28 protein-coding genes are annotated in these 25,880 nt (G+C 45.9%); 17 read left to right on the top strand and 11 right to left on the bottom strand.

The window, feature by feature from the left end; genetic code table 11:
• Positions 1-62 precede the first annotated feature (62 nt).
• Both WG8_RS25190 and WG8_RS25185 read left to right on the top strand, forming a co-directional pair.
• Positions 63-605 carry a hypothetical protein gene (locus WG8_RS25190; protein WP_007433127.1) on the top strand — a complete coding sequence of 181 codons (543 nt, stop codon included), beginning with the start codon at positions 63-65 and terminating at the stop codon, positions 603-605.
• A 113-nt stretch (positions 606-718) separates the two neighbouring features.
• The gene (locus WG8_RS25185) at positions 719-1,060 is read left to right on the top strand and encodes a zinc ribbon domain-containing protein YjdM (RefSeq protein ID WP_007433126.1); all 342 of its coding nucleotides are present in this window, start codon (positions 719-721) and stop codon (positions 1,058-1,060) included.
• Positions 1,061-1,176: 116 nt separating this feature from the next.
• Here WG8_RS25185 and WG8_RS25180 read toward each other — a convergent pair whose 3' ends face one another.
• Together WG8_RS25180 and WG8_RS25175 are read right to left on the bottom strand one after the other, a co-directional pair.
• Positions 1,177-2,034: an SDR family oxidoreductase gene (locus tag WG8_RS25180; RefSeq protein ID WP_007433125.1), complete on the bottom strand. Its 858-nt coding sequence runs from the start codon at positions 2,032-2,034 to the stop codon at positions 1,177-1,179.
• Positions 2,035-2,181: 147 nt separating this feature from the next.
• The gene (locus tag WG8_RS25175; RefSeq protein WP_007433124.1) at positions 2,182-2,616 is read right to left on the bottom strand and encodes an Rrf2 family transcriptional regulator; all 435 of its coding nucleotides are present in this window, start codon (positions 2,614-2,616) and stop codon (positions 2,182-2,184) included.
• A gap of 227 nt (positions 2,617-2,843) precedes the next feature.
• Between WG8_RS25175 and WG8_RS25170 the strand changes: the two genes are divergently transcribed.
• Positions 2,844-3,896, top strand: a complete 1,053-nt coding sequence (locus WG8_RS25170; RefSeq protein WP_007433123.1) for an LLM class flavin-dependent oxidoreductase — start codon at positions 2,844-2,846, stop codon at positions 3,894-3,896.
• 161 nt (positions 3,897-4,057) lie between these two features.
• Here WG8_RS25170 and WG8_RS25165 read toward each other — a convergent pair whose 3' ends face one another.
• On the bottom strand, positions 4,058-5,560 hold the full coding sequence (locus WG8_RS25165; protein ID WP_043891415.1) for an aminotransferase class V-fold PLP-dependent enzyme: 1,503 nt from the start codon (positions 5,558-5,560) through the stop codon (positions 4,058-4,060).
• A gap of 134 nt (positions 5,561-5,694) precedes the next feature.
• Positions 5,695-6,171 carry a DsrE/DsrF/DrsH-like family protein gene (locus tag WG8_RS25160; protein WP_043891432.1) on the bottom strand — a complete coding sequence of 159 codons (477 nt, stop codon included), beginning with the start codon at positions 6,169-6,171 and terminating at the stop codon, positions 5,695-5,697.
• A 296-nt stretch (positions 6,172-6,467) separates the two neighbouring features.
• On the opposite strand from WG8_RS25160, the gene WG8_RS25155 reads away from it, so the two are divergent.
• The 4 genes from WG8_RS25155 (at position 6,468) to WG8_RS25145 (ending at position 9,846) form a co-directional block, all read left to right on the top strand.
• A complete protein-coding gene (locus WG8_RS25155) occupies positions 6,468-7,427 on the top strand; it encodes a radical SAM protein (RefSeq protein ID WP_007433120.1) in 960 nt (319 codons plus the stop codon).
• 105 nt (positions 7,428-7,532) lie between these two features.
• Positions 7,533-7,646 (top strand): putative holin-like toxin, encoded by a 114-nt coding sequence (locus WG8_RS29240; RefSeq protein ID WP_232289175.1) that lies wholly within the window; start codon positions 7,533-7,535, stop codon positions 7,644-7,646.
• 337 nt (positions 7,647-7,983) lie between these two features.
• Entirely contained in the window at positions 7,984-8,958 is a 975-nt protein-coding gene (locus WG8_RS25150) for an aldo/keto reductase family protein (RefSeq protein ID WP_007433118.1), read from the top strand.
• Positions 8,959-9,216: 258 nt separating this feature from the next.
• A complete protein-coding gene (locus WG8_RS25145; protein ID WP_007433117.1) occupies positions 9,217-9,846 on the top strand; it encodes a YfbR-like 5'-deoxynucleotidase in 630 nt (209 codons plus the stop codon).
• A gap of 143 nt (positions 9,847-9,989) precedes the next feature.
• Here the strand turns inward: WG8_RS25145 and WG8_RS25140 are convergent, their stop codons facing one another.
• Positions 9,990-11,528 (bottom strand): FAD-dependent oxidoreductase, encoded by a 1,539-nt coding sequence (locus tag WG8_RS25140; RefSeq protein WP_007433116.1) that lies wholly within the window; start codon positions 11,526-11,528, stop codon positions 9,990-9,992.
• A gap of 229 nt (positions 11,529-11,757) precedes the next feature.
• On the opposite strand from WG8_RS25140, the gene WG8_RS25135 reads away from it, so the two are divergent.
• Positions 11,758-12,744, top strand: coding sequence for an aldo/keto reductase (locus WG8_RS25135; protein ID WP_007433115.1), 987 nt, complete (start codon positions 11,758-11,760; stop codon positions 12,742-12,744).
• Positions 12,745-12,823: 79 nt separating this feature from the next.
• Here WG8_RS25135 and WG8_RS25130 read toward each other — a convergent pair whose 3' ends face one another.
• Both WG8_RS25130 and WG8_RS25125 read right to left on the bottom strand, forming a co-directional pair.
• The gene (locus tag WG8_RS25130; RefSeq protein ID WP_007433114.1) at positions 12,824-13,447 is read right to left on the bottom strand and encodes an acetate uptake transporter; all 624 of its coding nucleotides are present in this window, start codon (positions 13,445-13,447) and stop codon (positions 12,824-12,826) included.
• A gap of 111 nt (positions 13,448-13,558) precedes the next feature.
• A complete protein-coding gene (locus WG8_RS25125) occupies positions 13,559-14,758 on the bottom strand; it encodes a glycosyl hydrolase family 28-related protein (RefSeq protein WP_007433113.1) in 1,200 nt (399 codons plus the stop codon).
• Between the two features lie 215 nt (positions 14,759-14,973).
• Between WG8_RS25125 and WG8_RS25120 the strand changes: the two genes are divergently transcribed.
• The 8 genes from WG8_RS25120 (at position 14,974) to WG8_RS26900 (ending at position 22,305) form a co-directional block, all read left to right on the top strand.
• Positions 14,974-15,642 (top strand): hypothetical protein, encoded by a 669-nt coding sequence (locus tag WG8_RS25120; RefSeq protein WP_007433112.1) that lies wholly within the window; start codon positions 14,974-14,976, stop codon positions 15,640-15,642.
• 330 nt (positions 15,643-15,972) lie between these two features.
• Entirely contained in the window at positions 15,973-16,701 is a 729-nt protein-coding gene (locus WG8_RS25115; protein WP_007433111.1) for a YheC/YheD family protein, read from the top strand.
• Between the two features lie 42 nt (positions 16,702-16,743).
• Positions 16,744-17,643 carry a phosphoenolpyruvate mutase gene (gene aepX / locus WG8_RS25110; RefSeq protein ID WP_007433110.1) on the top strand — a complete coding sequence of 300 codons (900 nt, stop codon included), beginning with the start codon at positions 16,744-16,746 and terminating at the stop codon, positions 17,641-17,643.
• Entirely contained in the window at positions 17,643-18,803 is a 1,161-nt protein-coding gene (gene aepY / locus WG8_RS25105; protein WP_007433109.1) for a phosphonopyruvate decarboxylase, read from the top strand. Before aepX ends, aepY begins: the two co-directional genes overlap by 1 nt.
• A complete protein-coding gene (locus tag WG8_RS25100; protein ID WP_007433108.1) occupies positions 18,800-19,912 on the top strand; it encodes a 2-aminoethylphosphonate aminotransferase in 1,113 nt (370 codons plus the stop codon). Before aepY ends, WG8_RS25100 begins: the two co-directional genes overlap by 4 nt.
• 15 nt (positions 19,913-19,927) lie before the next feature.
• The gene (locus tag WG8_RS25095; RefSeq protein ID WP_007433107.1) at positions 19,928-20,668 is read left to right on the top strand and encodes a YheC/YheD family protein; all 741 of its coding nucleotides are present in this window, start codon (positions 19,928-19,930) and stop codon (positions 20,666-20,668) included.
• A 103-nt stretch (positions 20,669-20,771) separates the two neighbouring features.
• A complete protein-coding gene (locus WG8_RS25090) occupies positions 20,772-21,716 on the top strand; it encodes a helix-turn-helix transcriptional regulator (protein ID WP_007433106.1) in 945 nt (314 codons plus the stop codon).
• A 67-nt stretch (positions 21,717-21,783) separates the two neighbouring features.
• Entirely contained in the window at positions 21,784-22,305 is a 522-nt protein-coding gene (locus WG8_RS26900) for a DinB family protein (RefSeq protein ID WP_083837621.1), read from the top strand.
• On the opposite strand, the gene WG8_RS25085 is transcribed toward WG8_RS26900, so the two are convergent.
• The 4 genes from WG8_RS25085 to WG8_RS25070 all read right to left on the bottom strand — a co-directional run bounded on the left by WG8_RS25085 (position 22,238) and on the right by WG8_RS25070 (position 24,860).
• On the bottom strand, positions 22,238-22,774 hold the full coding sequence (locus WG8_RS25085; RefSeq protein ID WP_007433105.1) for a Crp/Fnr family transcriptional regulator: 537 nt from the start codon (positions 22,772-22,774) through the stop codon (positions 22,238-22,240). The genes WG8_RS26900 and WG8_RS25085 overlap by 68 nt on opposite strands.
• Positions 22,775-22,832: 58 nt before the next feature.
• The gene (locus tag WG8_RS25080) at positions 22,833-23,573 is read right to left on the bottom strand and encodes an SDR family oxidoreductase (RefSeq protein ID WP_007433104.1); all 741 of its coding nucleotides are present in this window, start codon (positions 23,571-23,573) and stop codon (positions 22,833-22,835) included.
• A 29-nt stretch (positions 23,574-23,602) separates the two neighbouring features.
• A complete protein-coding gene (locus tag WG8_RS25075; protein ID WP_007433103.1) occupies positions 23,603-24,181 on the bottom strand; it encodes a TetR/AcrR family transcriptional regulator in 579 nt (192 codons plus the stop codon).
• 133 nt (positions 24,182-24,314) lie between these two features.
• Positions 24,315-24,860 (bottom strand): glutathione peroxidase, encoded by a 546-nt coding sequence (locus WG8_RS25070; protein WP_007433102.1) that lies wholly within the window; start codon positions 24,858-24,860, stop codon positions 24,315-24,317.
• A gap of 272 nt (positions 24,861-25,132) precedes the next feature.
• Between WG8_RS25070 and WG8_RS25065 the strand changes: the two genes are divergently transcribed.
• Positions 25,133-25,861 (top strand): YheC/YheD family protein, encoded by a 729-nt coding sequence (locus WG8_RS25065; RefSeq protein ID WP_007433101.1) that lies wholly within the window; start codon positions 25,133-25,135, stop codon positions 25,859-25,861.
• Positions 25,862-25,880 lie beyond the last annotated feature (19 nt).

Below are 25,880 nucleotides of genomic sequence, written 5' to 3'. Positions count from 1 at the left end.
TTAAAGGATTCCTATGTTATTATGAAGGAATAATTCAAACTTGATAAGGGGAAATTTAGTAAATGGTAGCTGATCAATCCGTCTTTATCTTGCTTACCAATACGGGAACGTTTCTTACGAGAGTCATTAAAAGCTATACAAGAGCGCCATACAATCACGCCTCCATTTCCTTCGACCGTGAACTTTCGGAGTTATACAGCTTCGGGAGAAAGACTCCCAATAACCCTCTGGATGGCGGTTTCGTAAAAGAGGATATTAAGACAGGTACATACAGCAGATTTCCGAATACAACATGTGTCATCTACGAGCTTCAGGTAACCGATCGTGAAGTCGAAAAAATGAAGCGGGTCTTACACGTCTTTATCCGAAGTCGCCAAAAATATATGTATAACTTACTGGGGCTGATTGGTGTTGCACTCAAAGAACCAGTCGAGTTCAGCAATTCTTATTTTTGTTCGCAATTCGTCGCGGAAATTTTACAGCGATCCGGCATAAAAATATGGAACAAGTTGCCCGCCCTTATTACGCCAGACGATTTTCGGCAAAGTGACCGATTCCATTTGATCTACGAAGGGAAATTGAGCGAGTATGAGCCTCAAGTCTGATCAGCGATTCTGAGACGTCTACTTACGCCAGCCTAATTTCATCCATGAGTGGATTCATTGTTGATTATCCAATATACTTGTATAGAATAAAAATGAATGGAGTACATAATACCATGTCTAATTTGCCAAATTGCCCTGAATGTAATTCAGAATACACTTACGAGGATCGTAGTCTTTTCATCTGCCCGGAATGCGCTCATGAATGGTCATCCGAGTCAGAAACCGTAAGCAATGAAGATGTAAAGGTCGTGAAAGATGCGAATGGCAACGTTCTGCAGGATGGTGATTCTGTAACCGTTATTAAGGATCTTAAGGTTAAAGGAAGCTCATCTGTTTTGAAAATCGGCACCAAAGTGAAGAATATCCGTCTGGTGGAAGGCGATCATGATATTGATTGCAAAATTGACGGTTTCGGAGCGATGAAATTAAAATCCGAATTTGTAAAAAAGAACTAAACAATCAACGTCTCAAGTAAACATGAGACAGGAAAAACCACCGGGAATAGGCTTGAGAGCCTCGCTATCCGGTGGTTTTTTCATATCTGTTTGAAATCCTCGTCGTTATTCGTTAATTATTGGCCAATAATAGCTTTGACAGAATCACTTAAAGGCTGAGCTGGGCGCCCTAGCAATTTTTCCAGATCATCGCTTTCCACATCAAGGGAGCCTTCGCGGATCGGCCCTTGCAAATCAACAAGCATGGTGACCACAAAATCAGGCAATCCGGCAGCACGCAAAGCCTCGCCTAATGAAGCGTCGTTCACATCGACGACCTTCACTTCTTTGCCTATTACTTCGGCCGTGATGGCTGCAAGCTCGGCTTGTGTGCGAGGTTTACCAGAGAGTTCGTAGACCGTGTTTTCATGTCCTTCTCCAGCGAGAACAGCAGCAGCAGCTTGGGCATAATCACTGCGTGAAGCCCAGCTTATCCGAGCGCTGCCTGCAGCATTAAGCCAAGGTGCACCATGCAATACGCCTTGTATGCTGCCTGCTTCGTTTTCAACATACCAGTTGTTGCGAAGGAAGGAATACGGAATGCCAGTCTCGCGAATAGCTTTTTCCGCCGCACGATGAACCTCGGCAAGGGAGAGGGCATTACGGTCTGCCTTAGCAACACTTGTGTAACCAATGAAGCTTACCCCGGCTTTTTTGGCTGCATCGACAGCATTTTGGTGCTGACGAATCCGTGTCGCGTTATCCCCGTCCGCGGAGACGATCAGCAAACGATCCACACCAGCGAATGCCTGATCCAAAGTCTCAGGTTTGTCGAAGTCACCGTGACGTACGTCAACGCCTTGTGTGCGAAGGTGTTCAGCTTTCTCAGGATTGCGTACACTTACTGCAAGGCTTGCAGCAGGTACTGTTTTTAACAGTGTATCCACGACTATAGATCCAAATTGTCCAGTTGCGCCAGTTACCAATATTTTCATTTTTCCATTCCTCCAATTGAATATGTATATAAAAATGAATGGCAGAACTCCATTCAGTTTATATCGAATTTTCACAAGTATTAAAACTGAATTAGTTATAACACAAGTGGTTACAACGAGGTTTTTAAAAAAAGCTCTATCTGAGCTTTAATTAACATGAGCTTCAACATGAGCTTGATTTAGCATCTTTTGAATCGTGACGCGTTTCAATCGCTGTTCCATAGCCGCCTGGGCTTCAGCCAATTCTCCCGAGAGGGAGGCTTCGATGGTTTTGCCTACAGGACAGAGTGGACTCGGGTCCTTATGAAAATTAAATAAATGTCCCTTATCAATAACCTCAACCGCATGATATACATCCAGTAAAGTAATGGATTCTGGCTCCTTCAAAAGAGAAGCACCACCTATACCAGATCGGATGTCAATCAGATCGGCTTTCTTCAGCATGCCCATAATTCTTCGGATCACGACGGGATTTGTATTTACGCTGTCTGCAATGAAGTCTCCTGTACATTCTCCCGGCATAATAGCAATCAACGTAAGGATATGGACTGCTATGGAGAAGCGACTACTGATTTGTTTCATAACTGTTCACCACCGTTGTAACCATATTAGTTACTTCTCGTCTCAATGTCAATACCAATATACACATTGGCATGAGCTCCTGTTGACGTTCCTGTTCACTGAATCCAGACCCAGAAAAGGAAAGCTTGAAAAATAAACAGAAATAGTTCAATATAAAGATATCGGTTTTTAAAATGGTTTGCTGTGTAAGCAGCCGAATGAGAACGAGACATGAGGAGGTAGGACCAGTGGAGATAGGTATAAGCACGTTTGTGGAAACAACACCGGATCCCCAAACGGGTGAGGTCATCAGTCACGCACAACGAATACGAGAAGTTGTCGAGGAGATTGTGCTTGCAGATCAGGTAGGGCTGGATGTGTACGGCGTTGGGGAGCATCATCGTAAAGATTATGCTGCCTCTGCGCCGGCTGTTATACTGGCTGCGGCGGCAGCACAGACCGAGCGGATTCGACTAACCAGTGCAGTCACGGTGCTGTCATCGGATGATCCGGTGCGGGTGTTTCAGGATTTCGCTACACTGGATGGCATCTCGAATGGACGGGCTGAAATTATGGCAGGACGGGGTTCTTTTATCGAATCGTTCCCGTTGTTTGGATATGATTTGGACAACTACGATGAGTTGTTCGATGAAAGCCTGGAGCTGTTATTGAAAATACGTGAATCCGAAAAAGTCACCTGGAAAGGCGGACATCGGCCCGCAATCAACAATTTGGGTGTGTACCCGCGTCCGGTTCAAAATCCGTTGCCCGTATGGATTGGCAGCGGGGGCAATCAGGAATCTGTAGTCCGTGCCGGCTTGCTCGGATTGCCGTTGGTGCTTGCCATTATTGGAGGCAGCCCTATGCATTTTGCACCATTGGTCGAGTTGTATAAAAAAGCGGCTAAGCACGCAGGCCATGACGCATCGCTGCTTCCAGTTGCATCCCACTCGCATGGTTTTATTGCGGAAAGCACCGAGCTTGCAGCAGACAAGTTTTTCCCTTCTACCCAGCAAGTCATGAACGTGCTTGGGCGTGAGCGTGGTTGGGGTCCTTACACCCGTTCCAGCTTCGATGCCGCACGTAGCTTTGAGGGCGCGCTGTATGTAGGCGATTCCGATACAGTTGCCAAGAAAATCATTCACCTGCGTAAACAGGTAGGCATTACACGCTTTATGCTGCACGTACCCGTCGGCACAATGCCGCATGAAGATGTCATGAGAGCTATTGAGCTGCTGGGAACAGAGGTAGCTCCACGGGTGCGCGAAGAGATATCCAAGTGGGAATCCGAGAATGAATAAGCGATTTTACGCTATATTGATAAGAACGAAGGAGCAGACCTTGGTGATTAGGTCGCTCCTTTCTTTTTATTCAAAAATCATATAGCCCGTTTTCCGAGGTATTCGATTATCCCAGCCCAATTGAAGGCCGTCTCAGGAACTTGGGTGAAGTATGAACCCCGCTAAAAATTGAACCATTTGTGGATGTCTATTTTTTTAGATTGTTTCATAGATCGCCATTCGTTCGTGTTTGGTTGATAGATATAATCTTTTTGCCAGGTCATGATGTTTTCTACAATTTCTCGTATGGAAGATATGAGATAGGAGACTTCCTGATTCGTCATCATAGGATGGAGGGACAGGCGCACCCAGCCTGGTTTTTGCGATAAATCTCCTGCATGGATTAGGCTTGTCATTTGAGTAGAGGTTTGTTGATCGATGCCCAGCAAATAGTGTCCGTAGGTTCCTGCACAAGAGCAGCCGCCCCGGACCTGAATTCCAAACCGATCATTCAGTAATTTTACAATCAGGTTATAGTGAATATGGTCGACAACGAAAGAAACGATTCCCAGCCGATCTTGGCTGCTTCCACCCAAAATGTGCAGGTCTGGTATAGTGCTCAAGCCTTTTAACAATAATGAGGTTAGCTCCTTTTTACGCTCCAACATGCGGGTGTGTCCCATTTGTTCCTTCAGCTGAATGCAGAGCGCCGTTCGAACGGCCTGGAGAAAAGGAGGTGTCCCTCCATCCTCGCGTGCTTCGATATTATGTTTATACTCGTACCCACCCCAAGGGTTGGTCCAGCTTACTGTGCCGCCTCCGGGCTGATCTGGAGCATTATTAAAGCAGAGTCTCGAATCCATAATTAAAACGCCGCTTGTACCGGGACCACCGAGGAATTTGTGTGGTGAAAATACAATTCCGTCCAATTTTTCAAGGGGTTTAGGGGGATGCATGTTGATCTCGGTGTAAGGAGCGCTTGCAGAAAAATCAATAAAACAGACGCCGCCATGTTCATGCATTTTGCGTGATAGCTGGTACATGGGTGCTTCAAAACCTGTAACATTAGAGCAGGCCGTAAAAGCGCCAATCTTCATAGGCCGATGCCGGAATTGATGCAGCAGCCGTTCGAGCTGAACCGGATCGACGATACCGCCGGGACCCGGAGGGACACACACGACGTCCCCGATGGTTTCCGCCCAGGAGATATGATTGGAGTGATGCTCCATATGCGTAACAAAAATAATGGGACGTTCTTTTTCAGCGATTGGATAGAGGTGCTTTAATTTCTCATGTATTTTCAATCCTAACAACCGTTGAAGTTTATTCACCGCACCGGTCATACCGGACCCGGCAAACATAATGATATCGTGTTCGTCGGCATGAACGTGGTTCTTAATGATTCGTTTTGCCTCTTCATAGGCTTGGGTCATCAGGGTGCCTGTCAAATTAGACTCCGTATGAGTGTTCGCCACAAAAGGGCCCAAATCATTAGCTATTTTCGACTCGATGGGCCCATACAGACGGCCGCTGGCTGTCCAATCCGCATAAATCAGCTTTTTTTGTCCATATGGAGATTCAAAGGTCTGGTGATATCCGATCGTATTGTCGCGATACCTCTGGAAATAAGCCTCGTTAGAAGGCTGATACCTACAACTACTGCTTCCAATTCGAGCCATGAGCATACGGCGCCTCCTAAGTCGTTCTGTCTTCTTAGGGTACGTAGGTAGGCCTGAATAGGTTAAAAAAAATAGGCGGATGTCATCATTTAGACAAAATAAAAGCCTCGTCCAAAAATTGGGCAAGGCGTGTGTGTATCTTATATAAACAGCTGCATATCGGATTCGAGAGCATCTTTTAGATAGGTTTTGGCCTCGATAATTTCCAGCTCAGGGATGAACTCCTCCGGTTTAAACCCCATAATTTCCACCGATAGCTTGCAGGCATAAAATTTGACGTTTTTCTTCCGCGCTCCCTTCAAGAAATGAATGAGCTTCGGGGCTTCGTTATCTTCGATCATTTCCGTCAGCATCAGCTTGCCCAGACCGCTAAAATTCATCTTGGACAGCGGCAGGGCCTCAGGTCCCTTCGGAGTCATCCAGCCCATGATTTTCTCGTATATCGTCTTGTCCTCAAGCGTCATCTTCTCGGGATCACGAACCAGAAATAACCCCCAGAACGCAAAAAACATGGTAACCTCTACATCTAGCTCCCGAGCTGTATTGGCCAAAATCAGTCCAGCCATCGCTTTATCATAATCGCCGCTGAACATGAGCAGATTCATCCTTTTGTCCACATTATCCGCCTCCATTTACTCCTGGATACATTCAGTATGGATTTAGAAATGAGAACTATGCCCAGTTCACATATCGTTCACATTTGTGGAGTGTGTATTTTTGAAAGTCCTCCTTTATACAATTGAATGATGTGTGGAAAAAGTGATGTAGCTAAGCAAGTGTAACTATGACTTTTTAAAGATTGAACTCTCTTACTCCTTACCGTTAGCAATGTCATATCTCTGAGCTGCTCTCATTCTGTATAATCTCAAGGGTATTCAAGACACAAGCCTGAGATCGGGAGGATCATAAGAAAGTGAGTATAGAGAACAAATATAAAGCACTTGAACTGGAAAAGCCGGGCGTCTACGAGCTGGAGGGACTGGAAGTCGGGGTCACCTCCAATTGCAACTTCAAGTGTGATTATTGCTGCGCATATCAGCGAAACGACGGGCAATGCATCAGCAGCAAGGAGGTCATTGGTATTATTGATGACATTCCAACGTTAAAACGTGTGCGACTGTCCGGGGGTGAAGTGACCTTGAAGTATCAGGACTGTCTGGACATTGTGGCTCACTGTTCGAGCAAGGGAATCGCTACCCAGCTCAATACCAATGCCAGCTTGCTCAGCCCTGAACGAATTGAGAGACTGCGTGATGCAGGGCTTTCCAACATTCATATTTCCTTCAACTTCACGGACGCCGAAAAATATTCAGCCTATTATCATGTTCATCCTCGCATGTATGAGACAATCGTTCAAAATATCCGGTTGTGTACCGAAGCCAAGCTGGAAACAGTACTGGAGACTTTGCTGTTTGAGGAAACACAGAACAACATGCAAGCCATTAGTGAAATGGTATATGAACTCGGTGTACGCATCCATGAAATCCAAAACAGCATCGTGATGGATCATACCAACTGGAACGCCATTTCCACCAAGGAGGCACTTGTCCGTTCCGTTCATGATCTGATTGCCCATAAAAAGGACGATACCGTGCTGTATTTCACCTGCATGGACCGTTTTGCAGAAGCACTGGGCTTCAAGGAGCAGCCGGGCGTTTATTTTTCCAACTGTGTTGATGGTAAAAAGCAGCTTCATCTTCACGGGAACGGTGATATCCTGATCTGTGAGCTATGCCATCCTGTGGTTATCGGCAATATTTACAACGGAACATCCTTAAAGGATATTTACAAGCATAAGCCGAAGCCGCTTCAGGAGTTTCTCAACAAACTGCCTTGTCCTGCATATGATGCGCTTTTCCCGAAAGGGATCTGAGAAAGGAAAGATGTAAGTCATCAAGTCTATATGTTATAATATTCCTTAACAACAGAATGGCTTAGATGGGCGGTCGGCTAGTCTCCTGCAAAGGAGGTGATGCCTGTGGAGGTTAAAGATGCTCTGACATTAATGATGATGTTCGGTACGTTCCTAGTGACGTTAATCGGATTAGTTGTCACGATTGTCGTTGCATTGAGCCAAAACAAAAAGAAATAGATCGCCCCGTCCAAAGGTGAGATCTATTTCCCGATCTAAACCACAGCCGACCGCCCTTAAAAGCGGCTGTTGCCAAAGAGTAGGGATGTTAGCGCATCCTTGCTCTTTTTTATTATATACTTCTTGGCTATATTTTATCACAGCTTTATCAGCATTTACAATGCGGAAAAGTGAAATGAGGCAACCATCTTAATTATAGATTCGAGGTCAACCAGCCCAACGAAGTCAGTTCTTCCTCTTCATATAACTCCATAAATCTATTATAATATGGTTTAATGAAAGGGCTTACAAGTCGTGAATATATACATGTTATCCTCTTACGAAAGAAGGAGTAGATATGAAATATAGAAATGTCGGCAACAGTGGTCTTAAGATTAGTGAAATCGGTCTGGGGAGTTGGTTAACGTACGGTACAGCCGCGGAGCAGGAAGCAGCTCATGCCTGTATTGCCAAAGCCGTTGAGCTTGGAATCAATTTCTTTGATACCGCGAATGCGTATAATCGGGGAGAAGGTGAAAAGGCTATGGGAGCCGCCTTGAAGCCTTATCGAAGAGAGAGCTTTGTGCTTTCTACCAAGGTGTACTTCCCGATGGATTCCGGCCCTAATGACAGGGGACTGTCACGCAAGCACATTATGGAGCAATGTGGGGCGAGTCTGAAGCGCCTTGGCACGGATTATATCGACATTTACTTCTGTCATCGGTATGATCATAACACTCCTTTGGAAGAGACGCTGCGGGCGCTTGATGACCTTCAGGCCCAAGGCAAGATCCTGTACGCTGCGGTCAGTGAATGGAGTGCCGCCCAGCTCACAGATGCCTATGGCATTGGAAAAAGACTGAATCTGCGCCCGCTGATTGCCAATCAGCCGATCTATAACATGTTCGAGCGTTATATCGAGCATGAGGTGCTCCCCGTATCCAGCCAGATGGGGATCGGGCAAATTGTATTTTCACCCTTGGCCCAAGGTATTCTCACGGGCAAATATAAACCGGGACAGCCTGTACCGACAGGCAGCCGCGGGGCTGATGCCTCCGTCAACCATGTCATCAGCAGCTACATGAACGATGCTGTTCTGAATTGTGTCCAGGAGCTGGATAAGCTGGCGAAGGATCAGGGTATCAACCTGTCACAGCTTGCGCTTGCCTGGATTCTGAGAGAACCGGGGATTAGCGCAGCCCTGATCGGTGCCACCAAACCAGCACAAATCGAAGAAAATGTGAAAGCAGTTGAGGTGACGCTGCAGCCGGAGATTTGTGATGAAATCGAACGGATTCTGAAGCAAGTAGAGGGATTTGAGCCTTTGCGTTAAGTGTGTCAACCCAAAACCCCGCTTTTCCTGTCTGTGACAGAGAAGGGCGAGGTTTTTTAACTTGCTTCAAGCATAGCGTAAATCCCCGAGGCTAAGTTATTTTATTGTACATGCAGCAACGAAAATGCTCAAATATTTGGAAAAAGGATGATCCTATGTGTGACTTAACTTGATATTGCGATAATCTGCTCTTAATAGTTGAGGTTTATAGTTGGTTTATATCCACTATCTCATACATTTTAAAGGATGGATGCATTGATGGGAATTCACACGTATTTTCGATCGCTTAACGAGCTGGAAAGAATTATTCGTTGTCCAGGCAAGTTTAAATTTGAAGAACACAGCGTATCTGCTCATTCATGGAAAGTGGTGCAGTATGCCAAAACGTTGGCTGATATTGAAGAGAGAAACGGTGTAAGCATTGACTGGAAAAAGCTTTACGAGATCACAAGTAGTCACGATTATGGGGAGATTTTTATTGGAGACATTAAAACGCCTGTTAAGCACTCCTCCAAGGAACTTCGGTTATTAATCCAGCAGGTCGAAGAAGGTATGATCGAGTATTTTATTGAAGAGAACATTCCGGAGGATTTTAAAGCCATTTTCCGTAAACAGTTACGTGAAGGTAAAGATGATTCTGTAGAAGGTTTAATCCTTGAAGTTGCGGATAAGATGGATCAGGTGTACGAAGCGTTTGCTGAACTTCAGCGGGGAAATACCGAAAAAGAATTTATAGTGATGTATCGCAATGCGCTTGTAAAAATCAAAAATATTCAATTAAAATGCGTTGATTATTTTTTGGAAAATATCCTGCCGGATATGGTAAAGGAAGAAACACCTTCATCCATTGATATTAAAAAGATTACGGAAGAAGCGCTAGCTCTTTAATAGACTCTCTCTACTCAGAAGCCCCTGGCAGTGCTTCTGTTCATACATAATGATGTTCATTTCTGCTTGAAATGCAGTTACGAAAAAAGAGCAATAAGGGACAGTGATTGAACTGTTCTTATTGCTCTCTTGGGTTGATGGTGCTATTCGAATTCAACCTTGCCAAGCGATTTTTTGGCCGGTCCTTCAATTACTTCGCCTTGATAGGAAAAGCGGGAGCCATGGCACGGGCAATCCCATGTTCTTTCCGCCTCGTTCCACTCGACTTCGCAGCCCATATGGGTGCAAGTTGTGTCCACTAGGTGCAATGCTCCTTGCTGGTCTCGGTAAGCGCCTGCCCTTTTACCATTTACCTGGACGACCGCTCCTTCGTCGTGCTGTAGTTCTTCGGCTTTTTTGTGGATCATTTCCAATTTCCCAGCAATCAAGTGTTTAGCCACATTCGCATTTTGGGTCACGAATGTTTTAATGTCGGGGTCCACATGAAACCTTGAGGGGGAGAAAAGATCCTGATACGGGCTTTCCTTTCTGGTAATCAGATCCGTATTTAATAGAGCTGCCGCGACACTTGTGGTCATCCCCCATTTTCTATAACCCGTAGCAACAAGGATGTTAGGAATGTTGGATAGCTCCTGCCCGATATAGGGGAGCTTGTCTAGTGTATACAAGTCTTGGGCTGACCAGCGATACATGATTTCCTTTAATCCAAATGTTTGCTCTGCGAACTTTTCTAAGGCTTCATAGTACTGGAAGGTGCAGATTCCCTGGCCCGTTTTGTGGCCTTCTCCACCGACAAGGACCATCGGTTCTCCGTTTATTAGTACCGAGCGAAGCGAACGTTTTGGGGTTTCCGCACTTAGGTACATACCACCCGGATAGATTCTGTCGGTCTTGACGGCTAGTACATAAGAACGCTCGGCATGCAATCGCGCAAAATAAAGACTGTTTGGATCATTGAATGGAAAATGCGAGGAGGACACGACATGGTTGCAGGTAATTTTATTTCCGTCGTTTGTTGTAATGACGGCAGGGTTTCCTTTTTCCACACCTGTAACGGTGGTTTGCTCATAAATTTTCCCGCCCTGACGGATGACTTGATTTGCCAAATACCTTAAGAAAGGAACCGGATTAAACTGGGCCTGGTTTTTCATCATAATAGCTGCTTTAGTTGAAAACGGCAGAGGCGTTTGCTCGACATAACTTCCCGGGATGCCCAATTCTTCGTAGGCTTTATATTCGGCGGCGATTTTCTCCACATACGTATCTGTAATTGTATAAACGTAGGCATCTTCTTCTGTAAATTGACAATCGATATTGTATTCCTCTACCGTTTGTTTAATGAATTGAAGAGCGTCACGGTTAGCTTCGTAATAGAGCCGGGTTTTCTCCTTGCCAAAATGTGAAAGAAACTCGCCGTAGATCAAGTCATGCTGCGCGGTTATTTTGGCGGTAGTATGGCCCGTTGTTCCATGAAGCATCCGCCCTGCATCGATGACTGCGACGTTTAGTCCTTTTTTAGATAGTAAATAAGCAGTGGTAATACCGGTAATCCCCGCACCTACAATGGCAACATCCACCTGAATATCCCCACTAAGCTTGGGAAAACTGGGGATGTCAGTTGAAGCTAACCAATATGATTCCGGAAATTGCGGAAATTTTGTATGAGATTCATTATGCATCATTTTTACAACCGACCCCTTTGATTACACTTTATGTATATTGTTGCCATTTCAGGATTTTATATTCGCTAAACAACTCTCTTTTATGATAAATTGGCCTGAATAATTTGATATAGAGCGTGCAACGAGGCAACTTGACTTCAAGTTAACTTTAAGTAGTAACATATTGGATGTAACGTGATGGTGATTAGAAAGGCCGATGACTATTCTTTCAATATAGGAGTGATGGAAGTTGAAAAAGAAACAACTGGGTAGAAGTGACCTTCAAGTATCTGCGCTGGGTCTGGGCTGTATGGGAATGTCCGAATATTACGGTGAGCTGAATGATCAGGAGTCGATCAGAACGCTGCATCGTGCGCTGGAGCTGGGGATCAACTTCTGGGATACAGCGGATATCTACGGTGTGGGGAAAAATGAAAAACTGATCAGTCAAGTCCTGCAGAGCCACCGGGATGAGGTGGTATTGGCTACCAAATTCTCCATTATGCGCGGAGAGGATGGGGCATTTCTCGGTGTCAGCGGTCGTCCTGAATATGTAAAACAGGCATGTGACCGCAGCCTGCAAAGACTGGGAGTAGATGTCATTGATTTGTACTACCAGCACCGTGTCGATCCGAACGTACCTATCGAGGAAACGGTTGGCGCGATGAGTGATTTGGTTCAGGCAGGAAAGGTCCGCTATTTGGGGCTGTCCGAGGCTTCTCCTGCACTCATTCGGCGTGCTCACAAGGTTCACCCGATCACGGCCCTGCAAACGGAATACTCCTTATGGAGCCGGGAAGCGGAAGATGAGGTTATACCCGCTTGCAAGGAGCTGGGAATTGAATTTGTGGCGTACAGTCCGCTGGGACGTGGCTTTTTGAGCGGGCAAATTCAGAGGTTTGAAGATTTTGCAGAAGATGATTTCCGTCGCACCGTGCCACGCTTTCAGCCTGAGAATTTCCAGAAGAATCTCGATCTCGTGCAGCATATTAAGGACCTCGCTGCTCAAAAAGGGGTCAAGCCTTCTCAACTGGCCTTGGCATGGCTGCTTGCCCAAGAGGGAATTGTACCGATTCCAGGCACCAAGCGGGTGGCTTATCTGGAAGAAAACGCAGGGGCAGTCGATATCGCTTTATCTACGGAGGAAATGGAAAAAATTAATGCGATCATTCCCAAAGGAATGGCGGCCGGGCTCCGTTATGCGGCAGAGCGCATGCCGAATTGGCAAGCCGAATAATTCCAGCATTATAACCCAAAAAGCCGTCCTTAACGCGGATCGGCGCGAAAGGGCGGCTTTGCGGGGCTTACATATACAGCTAAGGGCGTGGCTTGAAAATACCGAAGGGACGCCCTACAGGCAGGAACGTACGGCCAAAATGCGCATTCAGAACTGCGGCTCCTGTACCATACAGTGAGAGCAAAGCAATGCCCATTTCTGCATAAGCTGCAAGGGTATGAAACACCTCTGGAGCAACGCCAAATGCATCGAAGCTAAGACCCAGGAACAAGAAATCAATCAGGACAAAGATAAAGAACAGGACCTTATGCGTCTCCATCGCTCCAATGGTCATGAACAGCGTAAAGATAAGGTAGCCCGCAAAGGCAAAACCGAGCTGCTTGCCATCTACAGCGGACGCCAGCTCTGGACCGAATACGCCCATTTTAATCATCCAGCTGCCTGCTACGGCGAACCAGAAGAAGGCATAAGCACCAAACGCCGTCATTCCAAAGGTGTTGTTATGCTTTGCATCCTGAATGCAGGCAAACAGCTGTGCGAAGGCACCGAGGAAAATAGCCCAGGGGATGATAAAGCTCAAGCCCTCAGTGAGGCCGAGCTTTTGGGACGAAGCCACAAGCGTGACAATAGCCAAGCCAAACAGACCGATCGCACTCGGATCGGCCGTTATGATTTTTACGTTAGAATGAGATTCGTTTTGCATAAAAAAATACAAGCCTCCAATAATGTTCAAATACGCGTCAATCTGCCGATGCCAGAATCACACTGACATATTGTAACGGAAATGGACGTACTCGCATAGTACATAATTCTCTTATCGATTGCGGTTACCTGTATTGACGTTGTTGCGTCCACCCTCGATGCTGATCGGTTTACCCGAAGTATCTGTGATGTTATCCCTAATTTCATTGGAGTTGGAATTGGTCACACGTATTCCTATACTGGAGAATTTGGAGTGCGTGGTCATCTCGTTGCTAATGATTTTATTGTTGTTTGCATTAGAAAGGCGGATGACCGCATCAGGCTTAAGCGAAGAATTGGTTTGGAAAAACTCATTGTCTGTGAAGGTATTGCCGTCCGATTCGACCAGTAAACCTTGCAGGGATGCATTCTTTACTGTGTTTTTGTATATATTATTGTCTGTTGCGCCAGTTAGTACAAAGATTCCCCGCGGATAATTTTCAATTACATTATTGTTTACGGTATTATGGGCTCCATTGTTAGGGATACGAATGCCTGCATAACCGTCAGATTGGTGGGTCTTGTTGATAATTTGGTTTCCGGTGACCGTAGTATAGGTCGCGCGTGACAGATTGATTCCACTACCGCCACCGGAATTGGTAATCTGGTTATTCGTAATTTTGACGTTTCGGAACTCGCCTGCCGGAAAGCTCTCGTGTCCGGTGGCAATGGCATGTCCGTTATTGCGGTCAAAGCGGCTGTTCGTAATCTCGGAATCTCTCGTTCTGCGAAGCAACACGCCGATGGTGGTGTCGCGAACCTCCACGCGATCCAGCGTAAGGTGGGAGACAGCCACATCTATCAGAATACCGCCTACCTGACTTTCGCCACGGGCTTCACGGTTCGTACGGTCTGCGTCGATGGTGAGATTGGATAGCTTCACGTCTAGTCGTTGAGAATTGTTTCGTAAAATTGGATTCCCAATGACATATTGGCTTTTAGAGCCTGTCTTTTTGAAAATGGTTTTGCCTATTCCGTCACCATTCAGACTAACCCCGGCATATAAACGAATAGACTCGTCAACCATATACGTGCCTTTGGGGAAATAAACCGTCCCCTTCATTCCCCGGTCATAAAAATACTTCAACGCATTCTGAATTTCCCTGGACTGTGAGGAGTTCGAGTTGGCTTTAACTCCAAAATCCGTAGCATTAATGACATTTTCAGCCGCTTGGGCCACACGAATATCACCGGTAGGACTTTGGATAACGAATGTAATGATGGCTGCGAGCAGCAAGCAGAGCCTGATTTTCCGATGAAATATACCTGACATACTACATCTACCTCCTAACAAAATAGTTGAAGTAATTACATAATTACCCTTTATATATTTTCGGACAAAATGGGTTTTATTTCAAGTATTTTCGTCGAATCTTTTTGGCAACGAAGTGTACTTGCGAAAAAGTTATACTTTCAGCTGGCTTTAATTTTCTTTTCAGCTTGACCGGGTACAATCAAGGCAATTTTCCTGGGGAGGATGTATAACTAATGAAAACGAAAAAGACCGTTTGGATTCCGGCCATGATCGCAGTTGCGGTAGCAGCTTTGCTCGTCCTCTACTATTACTACATGTCTTCGGTTTCCGGTGGCGGACCTGGACCTCGACCGCCAGAAGGCGGCGTAGGCAACGTGCCTGCAGGGCAAATGGGTCGTCCTCCCGGAGGGGGGCGGCATGGGGGCAACGGGGAAATATTCAAGACCTTAGGTACGATCTCCGTGTTCGTTGGAGCGGCTGCTTTCTCTTGGTTCTGGTTTAAGAAGAAGTTGAGATCGCCATCGATGCTGGTTAGAAAGGCCGGGAAGCTGTTACACGCCATGCATAAACTGCTGGGCTGGGCGACCTTGATTCTTGTTGCCGTTCACGGTGTCTATTTTTTGGTGACCAAACTTCAAGATAGCAAAACCTACACAGGGCTTGCATGCTTTGCTATTTTGCTGGCGATCGCCGGGTATGGCTTCTTTATTAACAAGGTTCGCAACAAGTGGATGCGGACTGTGCATCGTTCGCTCGGACTGCTGTGGGTTCCTGTGCTGCTGCTGCATGCTGGCAGCTCCGTGATTATGGCGGTCATCGCCAGCATTGCAGTGGGGGTTCTTGTCTGGATGCTGGAGAAAATGGCGGGGAAAACGCCAAAACCTGTCCCGGGAGACCGATAATTAGACAAGCAGCTATTCGGCCATGAGCCATATATCACCTGGCACGAGCACAGACTGTGTCACCAGCGATTGTTGGAAACAAAAGATCCGCTACCTTTTTGGTAGTGGATCTTTTGTTATTTGGTGACAGCCTATCTTCTGTAGCCCGGACCCCGAGCCTGTTCGAAAAGCTGTTTCCTTCGATTTTTCGTATTTATAACAGGTAGTACGTGCTTGTTTGTCACATAAATCTTAGTTTTGGACCAGAGGCAGCGGCCCACGCAGAAGGGGATTTGGGTGCATATGCATACGGTATGCGCAAAAAACCAAAAAAGATAAGAGGGATGACTAGTGCCCATTGGAAAAATGAAAAAGCATAAAGAAATGTTGCAACATCCCGTTTTGCGTCCGCATTTACCTGAAACCCACTGGTTTACAGACTCGAGGACCGCGCGGATGCTGAATACCTATTCATCGGTCTTCATCAAACCCAATCACGGGAGTGGTGGCAGCGGGATTATCCGGGTCAAGAGATTGAAGAAAGGATATGAGGTTCGCAAGGGCTCGAGTCGAAAAATTGTAAGATCTCGTTATGTCTTAAAGGCAATTAAGTCATTCCAGAAATCCAGACACATGTATTTAGTACAGAAGGGGCTACGGTTAGCTAAGTACCACGGATCGATTTTTGACACCAGGATCTACTTACAGAAACCAGGGAGGAAATGGGTTATTTCCGGCGCGGCCGCCCGTGTCGCGGCACCCCATAAGTATGTTACCAATTATCTTAAAGGAGGGCATGCAGCATCTTTGCACCGAGTGCTTTTCAGCCTTTTTAAGCACAACCACGCGAAAGCGGATGCCTATTTTCGTAAAATCTCCAAACTATCCGTCATCATTGCCAAAACGATTAATAAACGGTATCCGGTTCGTGAATTGGGGGTCGATATTGCCATAGATAAAAAAGGCCATATTTGGATTATCGAGGCCAATTCACATCCCGGACACATGCTATTTACTCAGCTTCCCGATCCTTCTATGATCAACACAATCATGAGAAACAAGAGTCTTATTTGGAAGTAGATTCCTTGTACGTTATTTCTAGGGGAGAAGGAGAAAGTTTCAATGAAAAAAACAAGGCAGCTTAGAGATTTAATTAATTCCCGAAAACTGGAGTTTATTATGGAAGCCCATAATGGTCTGTCAGCCAAAATTGTGGAGGAGGCGGGGTTTAAAGGGATTTGGGCCAGCGGGTTATCCATCTCTGCAGCGATGGGGGTAAGGGACAGCAATGAGGCCTCCTGGACGCAGGTTTTAGATGTATTGGAATTTATGAGTGATGCTACGTCCATTCCAATTTTGCTGGATGGAGATACGGGGTACGGCAATTTCAATAATGCAAGGCGGCTAGTGAAGAAACTGGAGCAGCATTCTATTGCAGGGGTATGCATCGAAGATAAGCGGTTCCCCAAAATGAATTCGTTCATTAACGGTCAAGGGCAGGCTCTGGCTGATATCGAGGAGTTTTCCGGGAAAATAAAAGCGATGAAAGACACGCAAATCGATGAGGACTTTACAGTGGTGGCCAGAGTAGAGGCATTTATTGCCGGGAAAGGGCTTGAAGCGGCACTGCAGCGGGCGGAGGCGTACCGGAAGGCAGGAGCCGATGCCGTATTAATACACAGCAAAAGAACAGACGCCACAGAGATTGAAGCGTTCATGAAGGAATGGGCCGGAAGATTGCCGGTAGTGATCGTGCCTACCAAATACTATACGACTCCAACCGCTAGGTTTCAGGAGCTGGGGATTAGCCTTGTGATTTGGGCAAATCATAATTTGAGGGCATCCATTCAAGCCATGCAACAATTATCTGACCAAATTTATCGGGATGAAAGCCTTGTTCATATTGAAAAGGACGTTGCAACCATGGAAGAAGTATTCCGGCTCCAAGGAGTCGAGGAGCTGCAGGCTGCGGAACGGCAATACCTCCCGTCGTCAGAGCCGGATTCGGGTGAGCATGTATAATGGACACGAAATTGTTAGGAGAAGAGCTGAAAAAATTAGGATTTACCTTTTTTAGCGGTGTTCCATGCTCCTTTTTGAAAAGCCTGATCAATTATGCGATAAATGAATGCGATTATGTTGCAGCGGCTAACGAGGGGGATGCGGTCGCCATTGCATCCGGAGCTTATATAGGGGGGAAGAAGTCGGTAGTCCTTATGCAAAATTCAGGGCTGACCAACGCTATTTCGCCATTGACCTCTCTTACCTACCCATTTCGTATTCCGCTGCTTGGATTTGTCAGCCTGCGCGGAGAACCGGGGATACCTGACGAACCTCAGCATGAACTGATGGGCCGGATCACAACGCAAATGCTGGATGTGATGGGTGTGGAATGGCAATATCTCTCCAAGGATTTAGAGGAGGCCCAAAATCAGCTGATCCAGGCTAATGAGCACATTGCTCGGCGTCGCTCGTTCTTTTTTGTCGTTAAGAAAGGGACTTTTGACAAAGAGCCATTAAAAAAACTGCAAACCTCCATTCATCTAAATCAGATCCGGCAGCATGGTCATGCGGACCATCAAATGCCTACACGGTATGATGCGTTGGCTGCGATTAACTCCATGAAAGACGACCATACCGTACAGCTCGCAACAACTGGTAAAACCGGACGTGAGCTGTATGAAATTGAAGATGCACCTAACAACCTGTACATGGTGGGCTCGATGGGATGTATCGGTTCCTTGGGACTTGGTTTGGCTCTGAGCCAACCAGGCAAGGATATCGTCGTGATTGACGGAGACGGATCTCTGTTGATGCGTATGGGGAGTCTGGCAACCAACGGGTATTACCATCCATCCAATATGATTCATATTCTGCTTGATAATAACGCTCATGAGTCAACAGGCGGGCAAAGCACGGTATCCCATAATGTCGATTTTATAGACATTGCGGCTTCCTGCGGATATACGAAGTCGATTCATATTCACAGTCTTGAGGAACTGAAAGCCTCTTTACAGGAATGGAAAGCGAATAGAGAACTTACGTTTTTGTGCCTGAAAATATCCAAGTATTCCAAGGATCAGCTTGCTCGTCCGCATGTGAAGCCTCATGAAGTAAAAGAACGTCTGCAGCGTTTTATTCATAACAGTTCTTTGAAGGGCAAGGAGGCAGGTGATTCATGAGTTCCCCCGTCAAGAAAAACATTTTGCTTACCCCTGGTCCGGCAACGACGACAGAAAGTGTGAAATGGTCACAGGTGGTTCCAGATATTTGTCCTCGCGAAGCCGAGTTTGGCCAGATCATGGAGTATATTTCTACAGAGCTTACCCGGCTGGTCGCAGACCCGGATCATTATGCGACCGTATTGTTTGGCGGATCGGGTACGGCAGCTGTGGAGTCCATCATAAGTTCGGTCCCGAATCACGAGGCAGTGATCATTGTCAGCAATGGAGCCTATGGAAAACGGATGTGCGAGATAGCGAAGGCTTATGGAGTGGAGTACTTTGAATTCAAAAGTCCTCCCGACGATGCCATTGATTTGGCTGAATTAGAAAGGTATATCCAATCTTCCGAACGCGCCGTCTCCCATCTGGCCGTCGTACATCACGAGACGACAACTGGCCTGCTTAACAAGGTGAAGGATATCGGAGAACTATGCAAAAGGAATCAAATCGACATGATCGTGGATGCCATGAGCTCATTTGCGGCCATTCCAATTCAATTAAAGGAAATGAACATTGCCTACCTGGCGGCAAGCTCCAACAAAAACTTACAGGGAATGGCCGGGGTTTCATTTGTGATAGCTGAAAAAAGCAAATTGGAGAATTTGAAAGGTCAGAAACCAAGAAGCTATTATTTGAATTTGTATGCTCAATACAATTATTTTGTGGAACATGGGCAGATGCGTTTTACGCCTCCAGTCCAAACCTTATATGCACTTAAACAAGCGATTGAGGAATTAAAGCAAGAGGGGGTGGATCAAAGGTACGAAAGGTACGCGACATCCTGGAAAACTTTAATTAACGGGTTAGCCCGCTTAGGTCTAACCTATATCATTCCCGAAGAGCATCATTCCAAAATCATTACTTCCATTCTTGAACCTCAATATGCAGGCTATGATTTTCAATCGATGCATGATTATTTTTACAGTAAAGGCATTATGATTTATCCCGGCAAGCTTGAGAAACTAAATACGTTCCGGATTGCCAATATAGGTGATATCACGTATAAGGAGATGGAGTTATTTTTGGAATTGCTTGAACGCTATCTCAGTAGCATAAAATGCAGATGAGAAAGGTGGAGTCCCATGGCATCAGCAGCAAAAGATAAGTGGTACAAGTATTTATTATTGAGAAGGCACGCGTCTCTGAGGTCTTACGTCCCCGAAACGAAGCTCCTGGACAGACATCATTTTTCGAAACTGCTCTCCAAGTACGGGCATGTGATCGTGAAACCGGTGTGGGGGAGTCGTGGTCAGGGGATCTTTCAGGTCTCATGGTTAGGACACCATAAGTACATTGTACATTACGAGAATATAAAGGTTTTAGTACGGGGCAGAACCAATACGTATCGTTATATTAGAAGAAAAATCGGGAACGCCAGTTATATGGTTCAACGCAGAATCACCCGTCCGACCATCAACAATCGTCCTTTTGATATGAGAGTCATCATTCAACGGAGAACTGACTCATCTGTATGGGTAGTCACAGGAAAGGTTATCAAAGTTGCAGGCAAAGGCTATATTGTTTCCAATAATACACGGAGTAAGGGGAAATTACTCCATTTTAAATCCGGCATTCGACAATCTTCCGTTCGACACCTGTCTGCCAGTAAATTAGAGTCCCATATTGATCGTGTTTCCATCCGTTCCGCAAAGAGACTAAGCGCTTTTTTCCCGGGGCACCGTATATATGGACTGGACATTGGAATAGACCGGAAAGGACATATTGGGATTATTGAAGCTAATCTTTTTCCGGCAAGATCCCATTTCCGTAAGCTGAAGGATAAAACGATGTATCACCGCATTACGGATTACCAAAACGGTTGACGCAAAAAGAACGGAGCAATAAGCTGCAGTGGTTGTACTGCCCTTATTGCTCTTTTATATTAGTCATAAGTCCATATTGAATCTTCCAGAGAGGTGTCCTGGTATGAAAAAAACAGATCGTCTGCTAGCGATTGTACTAGAGCTGCAACGCAAGGATGTTTTACGGGCTGAGGATTTGGCGGCCATATTTGAAACGAGTGTAAGAACCATCTATCGGGATATACAGGCTCTAAGTGAATCGGGTGTACCGATTGTGGGAGCGCCGGGGGTTGGATATTCCCTGATGGAGGGATATTTTTTGCCTCCGGTGAGCTTTAACGTGGAAGAGGCCGTAGCATTGCTAATAGGAACAGATTTTGTTGAGCAAAAATTTGATACAGAATACGGCAGCAAGGCGCAAACTTCACGCAGGAAGATAGAAGCTATTTTACCTGAGAGCATTCGCAGGGAGGTTTCGCGGGTGCGTACAACCATCAGGCTCTTTGCAGGGGGGAAAGAAGTAGATCATAGAGAAAAAAACTATTTGGAAAAGCTGCGTTTTGCTATATTGGAAAAACAAAAGGTACGCTTCGGCTACTCCAAAAGAATGCCAGAGGCCGATGGGAATCGTCAAAGTGTGCGTGTGGTCGCACCCTACGGTCTTGTACTGATGCATGGTTCCTGGGTTTTGATTGGGCAATGCGAACTGCGGCAGCAGCTCCGCCACTTCCGCTTGTCCCGTATGGACGAGCTGACCGTGCTGGAGGACAGGTTTGAGCACCCTGTCGATTTTAATTTGCAGGATTACAAGCAAATCGATGACCGTCATGTATATGTTCGTATAATAGCCCATCCACATATCGCAGATAAAGTGAAGGAAGCGAAGAATTTTTATATGGAGACCATGGAGGAGCATGCAGATGGATTGCATGTACTCTTCCGCGTAAGGCAGCCGGAAGAATTACTGCAGTGGATACTTGGATGGGGCGCAGATATGGTCGTATTGGAGCCTGAGATTCTTCGAAAGCGAGTACGTGCAGAAGTTGAAAAAATGTTGAAATGCTACTGACATGATGCTGTCAGTAGCATTTGTGTATAGTAAAGCTACTTGAAGAAAAGGGAGTGTATTTAAGGATATGAATACAACTGAAACTTTACAGCGTTTTGAAGAAACGGTACAACACTATCTCCTTGAATTGGACAGCTTTAGCCTGGAGCAATTGCAGTATACACCGCAGGAGGGCGAATGGTCACTTGGGCAAATGTACGTTCACTTGGTAAATTCGGCCCTTCATATGCAACTTAAAAATATTGAGATTTGTCTCAAATCAAACGGGGAAACAGGGGTTAAAACAGAAGCGGGCACAGCCATTTTTGATCTGGGAGGCTTTCCGCCCGTGCGTATCCAGGTCCCGCCATCTCCGCAGTACACTCCTCCGCAACCGTCGAGCAAAGAAGACATCGTGGAGGGATTACAGGCTGTGATGCGCCAAATGAGAGAGGTTGAACCCGTCCTCCGCGAATCTTCAGAGGGGTATACCGTCTCTCACCCCAGATTTGGTGCGTTGAATGCCAGGGAGTGGTTTATACTCATCGAAATGCATTATCGGCATCATCTTTTGCAGAAGGAGCGTTTGAAGCACGCAATAGCCGGTTAATCGTCTCCCGGCGCAGCCCGATGAATTGCCCGATTTCCTCTTGTGTCAGCACGTCCGTTAACGTGGCGGGTGCAATATAGGAGTGGAACCAGCGCTGAAGCTTACGCAGCTTTTCGGCAGGTGAAACTTCGGTGAGCTGGTCGATTCGTTGCTGCATCATGCGCAGCTTATCCTGCAGTTGCAAAGCGATAGCCCGGCATTGCGCCGGGTCTTGCTCTATCGACTGATACCATTCCTTCTGTGATAGAACCTCAATCTCACTGGTCACCAGCGCCATCGCTGTACCATAATAAGGATTGGGGCTGATTAGGGAGTGATGCGGGATGATTTCATCGGGCACAATAACGTTGACTAAAATTTGCGAGCCATCCTCGTGGACTCGGACGATTTTTAACAAGCCGCTCTGCAGCCGATACAGAGGGCCAGATTCCCCTTGTCGAAATAGGGTTTCGCCTTTGTGTAATATCATGAACGTGTGCAGCCTCCTTTCCGTATACCTACATTTTGCATCCTGCGAATCAAGCTTTTTAGATAAATCCGCCGTTGACGCGGATCGTCTGCCCGGTAACCCATTGTGATTTGGCGCTGACCAGGAACTCAATCACATCCGCGATATCCTCGGGTTCACCGAGACGGCCAAATGCATTCATTTTTTTCATACCTTCGATCTGCTGCTCGGTTTTCCCTACTTGAAAAAGTTCGGTATTTACAGGGCCGGGAGCCACGGCATTAATCGTAATATGTTTATTTCCGAACTCCTTGGCAAGCTGGCGGGTAAATTGTTCAACGGCGCCTTTGGTGCCTGCGTATACGCTATAGGCCGGGAACATTTGTCCAATTACGGACGTGGACAGGTTCACGATTCTCCCGTAGTTCTCCATGTGCTTCATGGCCTGCTGGCAAGCAAAGAAGGTGCCTTTTACATTCAGTGCAAATTGTTTGTCAAAATCGGCTTCTGTCACGTCAGTAAGCGGCTTGGTAATCATCAGTCCGGCATTGTTAACCAGAATATCTAATCTGCCAAATTCAGCAATGGTATTCGTAAATAATGCTTCAATATCACTCATCTTGCCCAGATCGGCGTGGATCGCGATAGCTTTGCCGCCTTTTTGAATAATACCTTCTACAACCTGTTGGGCTTTATCCGGGCTGCTGGCATAATTAATGACTACATGAGCGCCCAGTTCCGCCAATTGCTCCGCAATGACACGTCCAATCCCTCTCGATGACCCGGTGACAATCGCTGTTTTTCCGTCCAAATGCTTCATGTGTGTTCAACCTTCCTTCCAACTATTTTTTATGAGATTCCATGTTCCAAAAGCGCCCACACATCCGAAAACTCCTGATCTATTTTAGGATTCTTCCATTCGTAAGCATGAGCAGGGTGATGAAAACGTGCTGTAGCATGGAAAAGAGTACGAGCCAGTTGTGCTGGCTGATCCGATGTGATGCTTTCCCGTGTAATGATGTCAGCGAGCTGCTTAACAATATGGTCTATATGCTGCTCGATGAAATCAGCCCTTTGCTCGGTGACCCGGGTATACATCTGGAACATTTCCTCGTCATCACGGGCGTAGTAATGCTTGAGTTCGACTAAAGTTTGTATATATCGTTTTAAAAGGGCTGCGCCTGTTAAAGATGAATCCAGGGACACCTTTGATAGTGGAGCGATAATCTTTTCATTCAGCCATTTTTCGGTCACACCTTCGAGAAGTTCAGCTTTGCTATTAAAATGTCGGTAGATGCTGCCATGACTCACACCTAATACTTTAGCAACATCAGTTACGGAGGTTTTGGCTATACCAAACCGCCTGAGTGTTTCTTCTGTCGCGACAAGAATCTGTTTTTTAGTCAATACATCTGAGGTTTTTTCCATAAAGCCACGACCTGTTTGCCGTGTAATTCACCTCCTTGCAATCAGGATAACACAAAGAGTATCAAATGACAAAAAATAATATTTGTCATTTGATACTCTCTTCTGAAATCATTCAAAGGAGCAAACCGGGAAGTTATATCAGCGATTGGATGACCGCTTCTATGGTAGAGAGCTCTGTCGTTACTTCAAACCTTCCTCTTACATGACCATCACGATCAATCAGAAATTTGGAGAAGTTCCACTTGATCCCGTCGTCAGCGTATATTTCTGGATGCTTATCCCGAAGAAAGCTATCCATGAATCGGCCTTCCTTGGTCTGGGGATCGAAGCCTTGAAAGGCTGCCTGCTGCGTCAGATACTGAAATAACGGGAGGGAAGAAGGACCTCTGACGTCCGTTTTCTCAAATAGTGGGAACGTTACGCCATGTTCATTTTGGTAGACTTCCTGCAATTCCGAGTGGCTGCCCGGCTCTTTTTCATTGAATTGATTACATGGAAACGCGAGAATTTCAAAACCTTGTCCCTTCCGGCTTTCGTAGAGCTTTTGCAGATCAGCAAATTGGCTGGAGAAGCTACATTTGCTGGCTGTATTTACGATGAGGAGAACCTTTCCCCTATACTCTGAGAATTCAACTGGTTTCCCGTAAATGGTGGTTGCTTGGAAATCATAAATGGACATGTTAATATTCCTCCTCACGGTATTTTAAATACATCATATATCCGAAGCTGGTATTGGTCTAATATATAAATGGAATCGGGTTTATAGGTAAATGCAATAATTGCGTCGTGTAATGAACACACTGCTCATCTCTCTCTTGAATCAAAAGAAGATAGGATAGAGAGGGATATGCCCCTTTTATAGCAAATTGTGGCATTCGCCGTTACCAAGATAGAATATGGATGCATATTCATGTAATGCGTACAAAAACCCTACAGAATAGAGGGATACTCGTGCCCATTGGAAAGATGATTCAATATAAGGAAATGCGACAACATCCCGTTTTAAGTTCTCATTTACCGGAGACCAAATGGATTAGCAATGCAAGAACTTTGCGTATGCTGGATGAATATCGGACGGTTTACATTAAGCCCAATTATGGAAGCGGAGGGACTGGTGTTATACGGGCCAAAAAGCTGGGAAGGAGGTATGAGATTCGTTGCGGCTCCAGCCGCAGAATTGTCAGATCCCACGCGGTAAGAAGAGCGATCAGAACCTACCGGAGGCCTCATCGTCGTTATTTGGTACAGCAAGGACTTCGGTTGGCGAAATACCAAGGTTCTATTTTTGATGCCAGAGTATATATGCAGAAGCCAGAATCAGAATGGGTCATTTCAGGAATAACCGGCCGTGTTGCCGCACCCCGAAAAGTGGTTACCAATTACCGCAAAGGAGGACATGCGGCACCGTTGTCCAAGGTACTTTTAAAGGTCTTTAAACATGACAGAACGAAAATGAAAGAGACTCTGGATCAGGTTATCGAACTTTCTAAAATGGTTGCCGACACGATAGATAAAAATCATCCGTTTCGCGAGTTGGGTATTGATCTTGCTATTGAGAAGAGTGGTCAAATCTGGATTATCGAGGCTAATCCGCACCCCGGGCATAAGTTGTTCAAGCAGCTCCCCAATCATAAGATGATTCGCAATATTTTGAGAAACAAACGTCGGATTCAGCATTAGTATAAAGCTGCTCAAGCGC

Origin of the sequence: Paenibacillus sp. Aloe-11, assembly GCF_000245715.1 — a bacterium.
In the GTDB taxonomy this organism is placed as follows: Bacteria; Bacillota; Bacilli; order Paenibacillales; family Paenibacillaceae; genus Paenibacillus; species Paenibacillus kribbensis.
The sequence above is the reverse complement of the archived record's forward strand: the minus strand, read 5'-3'. Positions and strand labels throughout refer to the sequence as shown.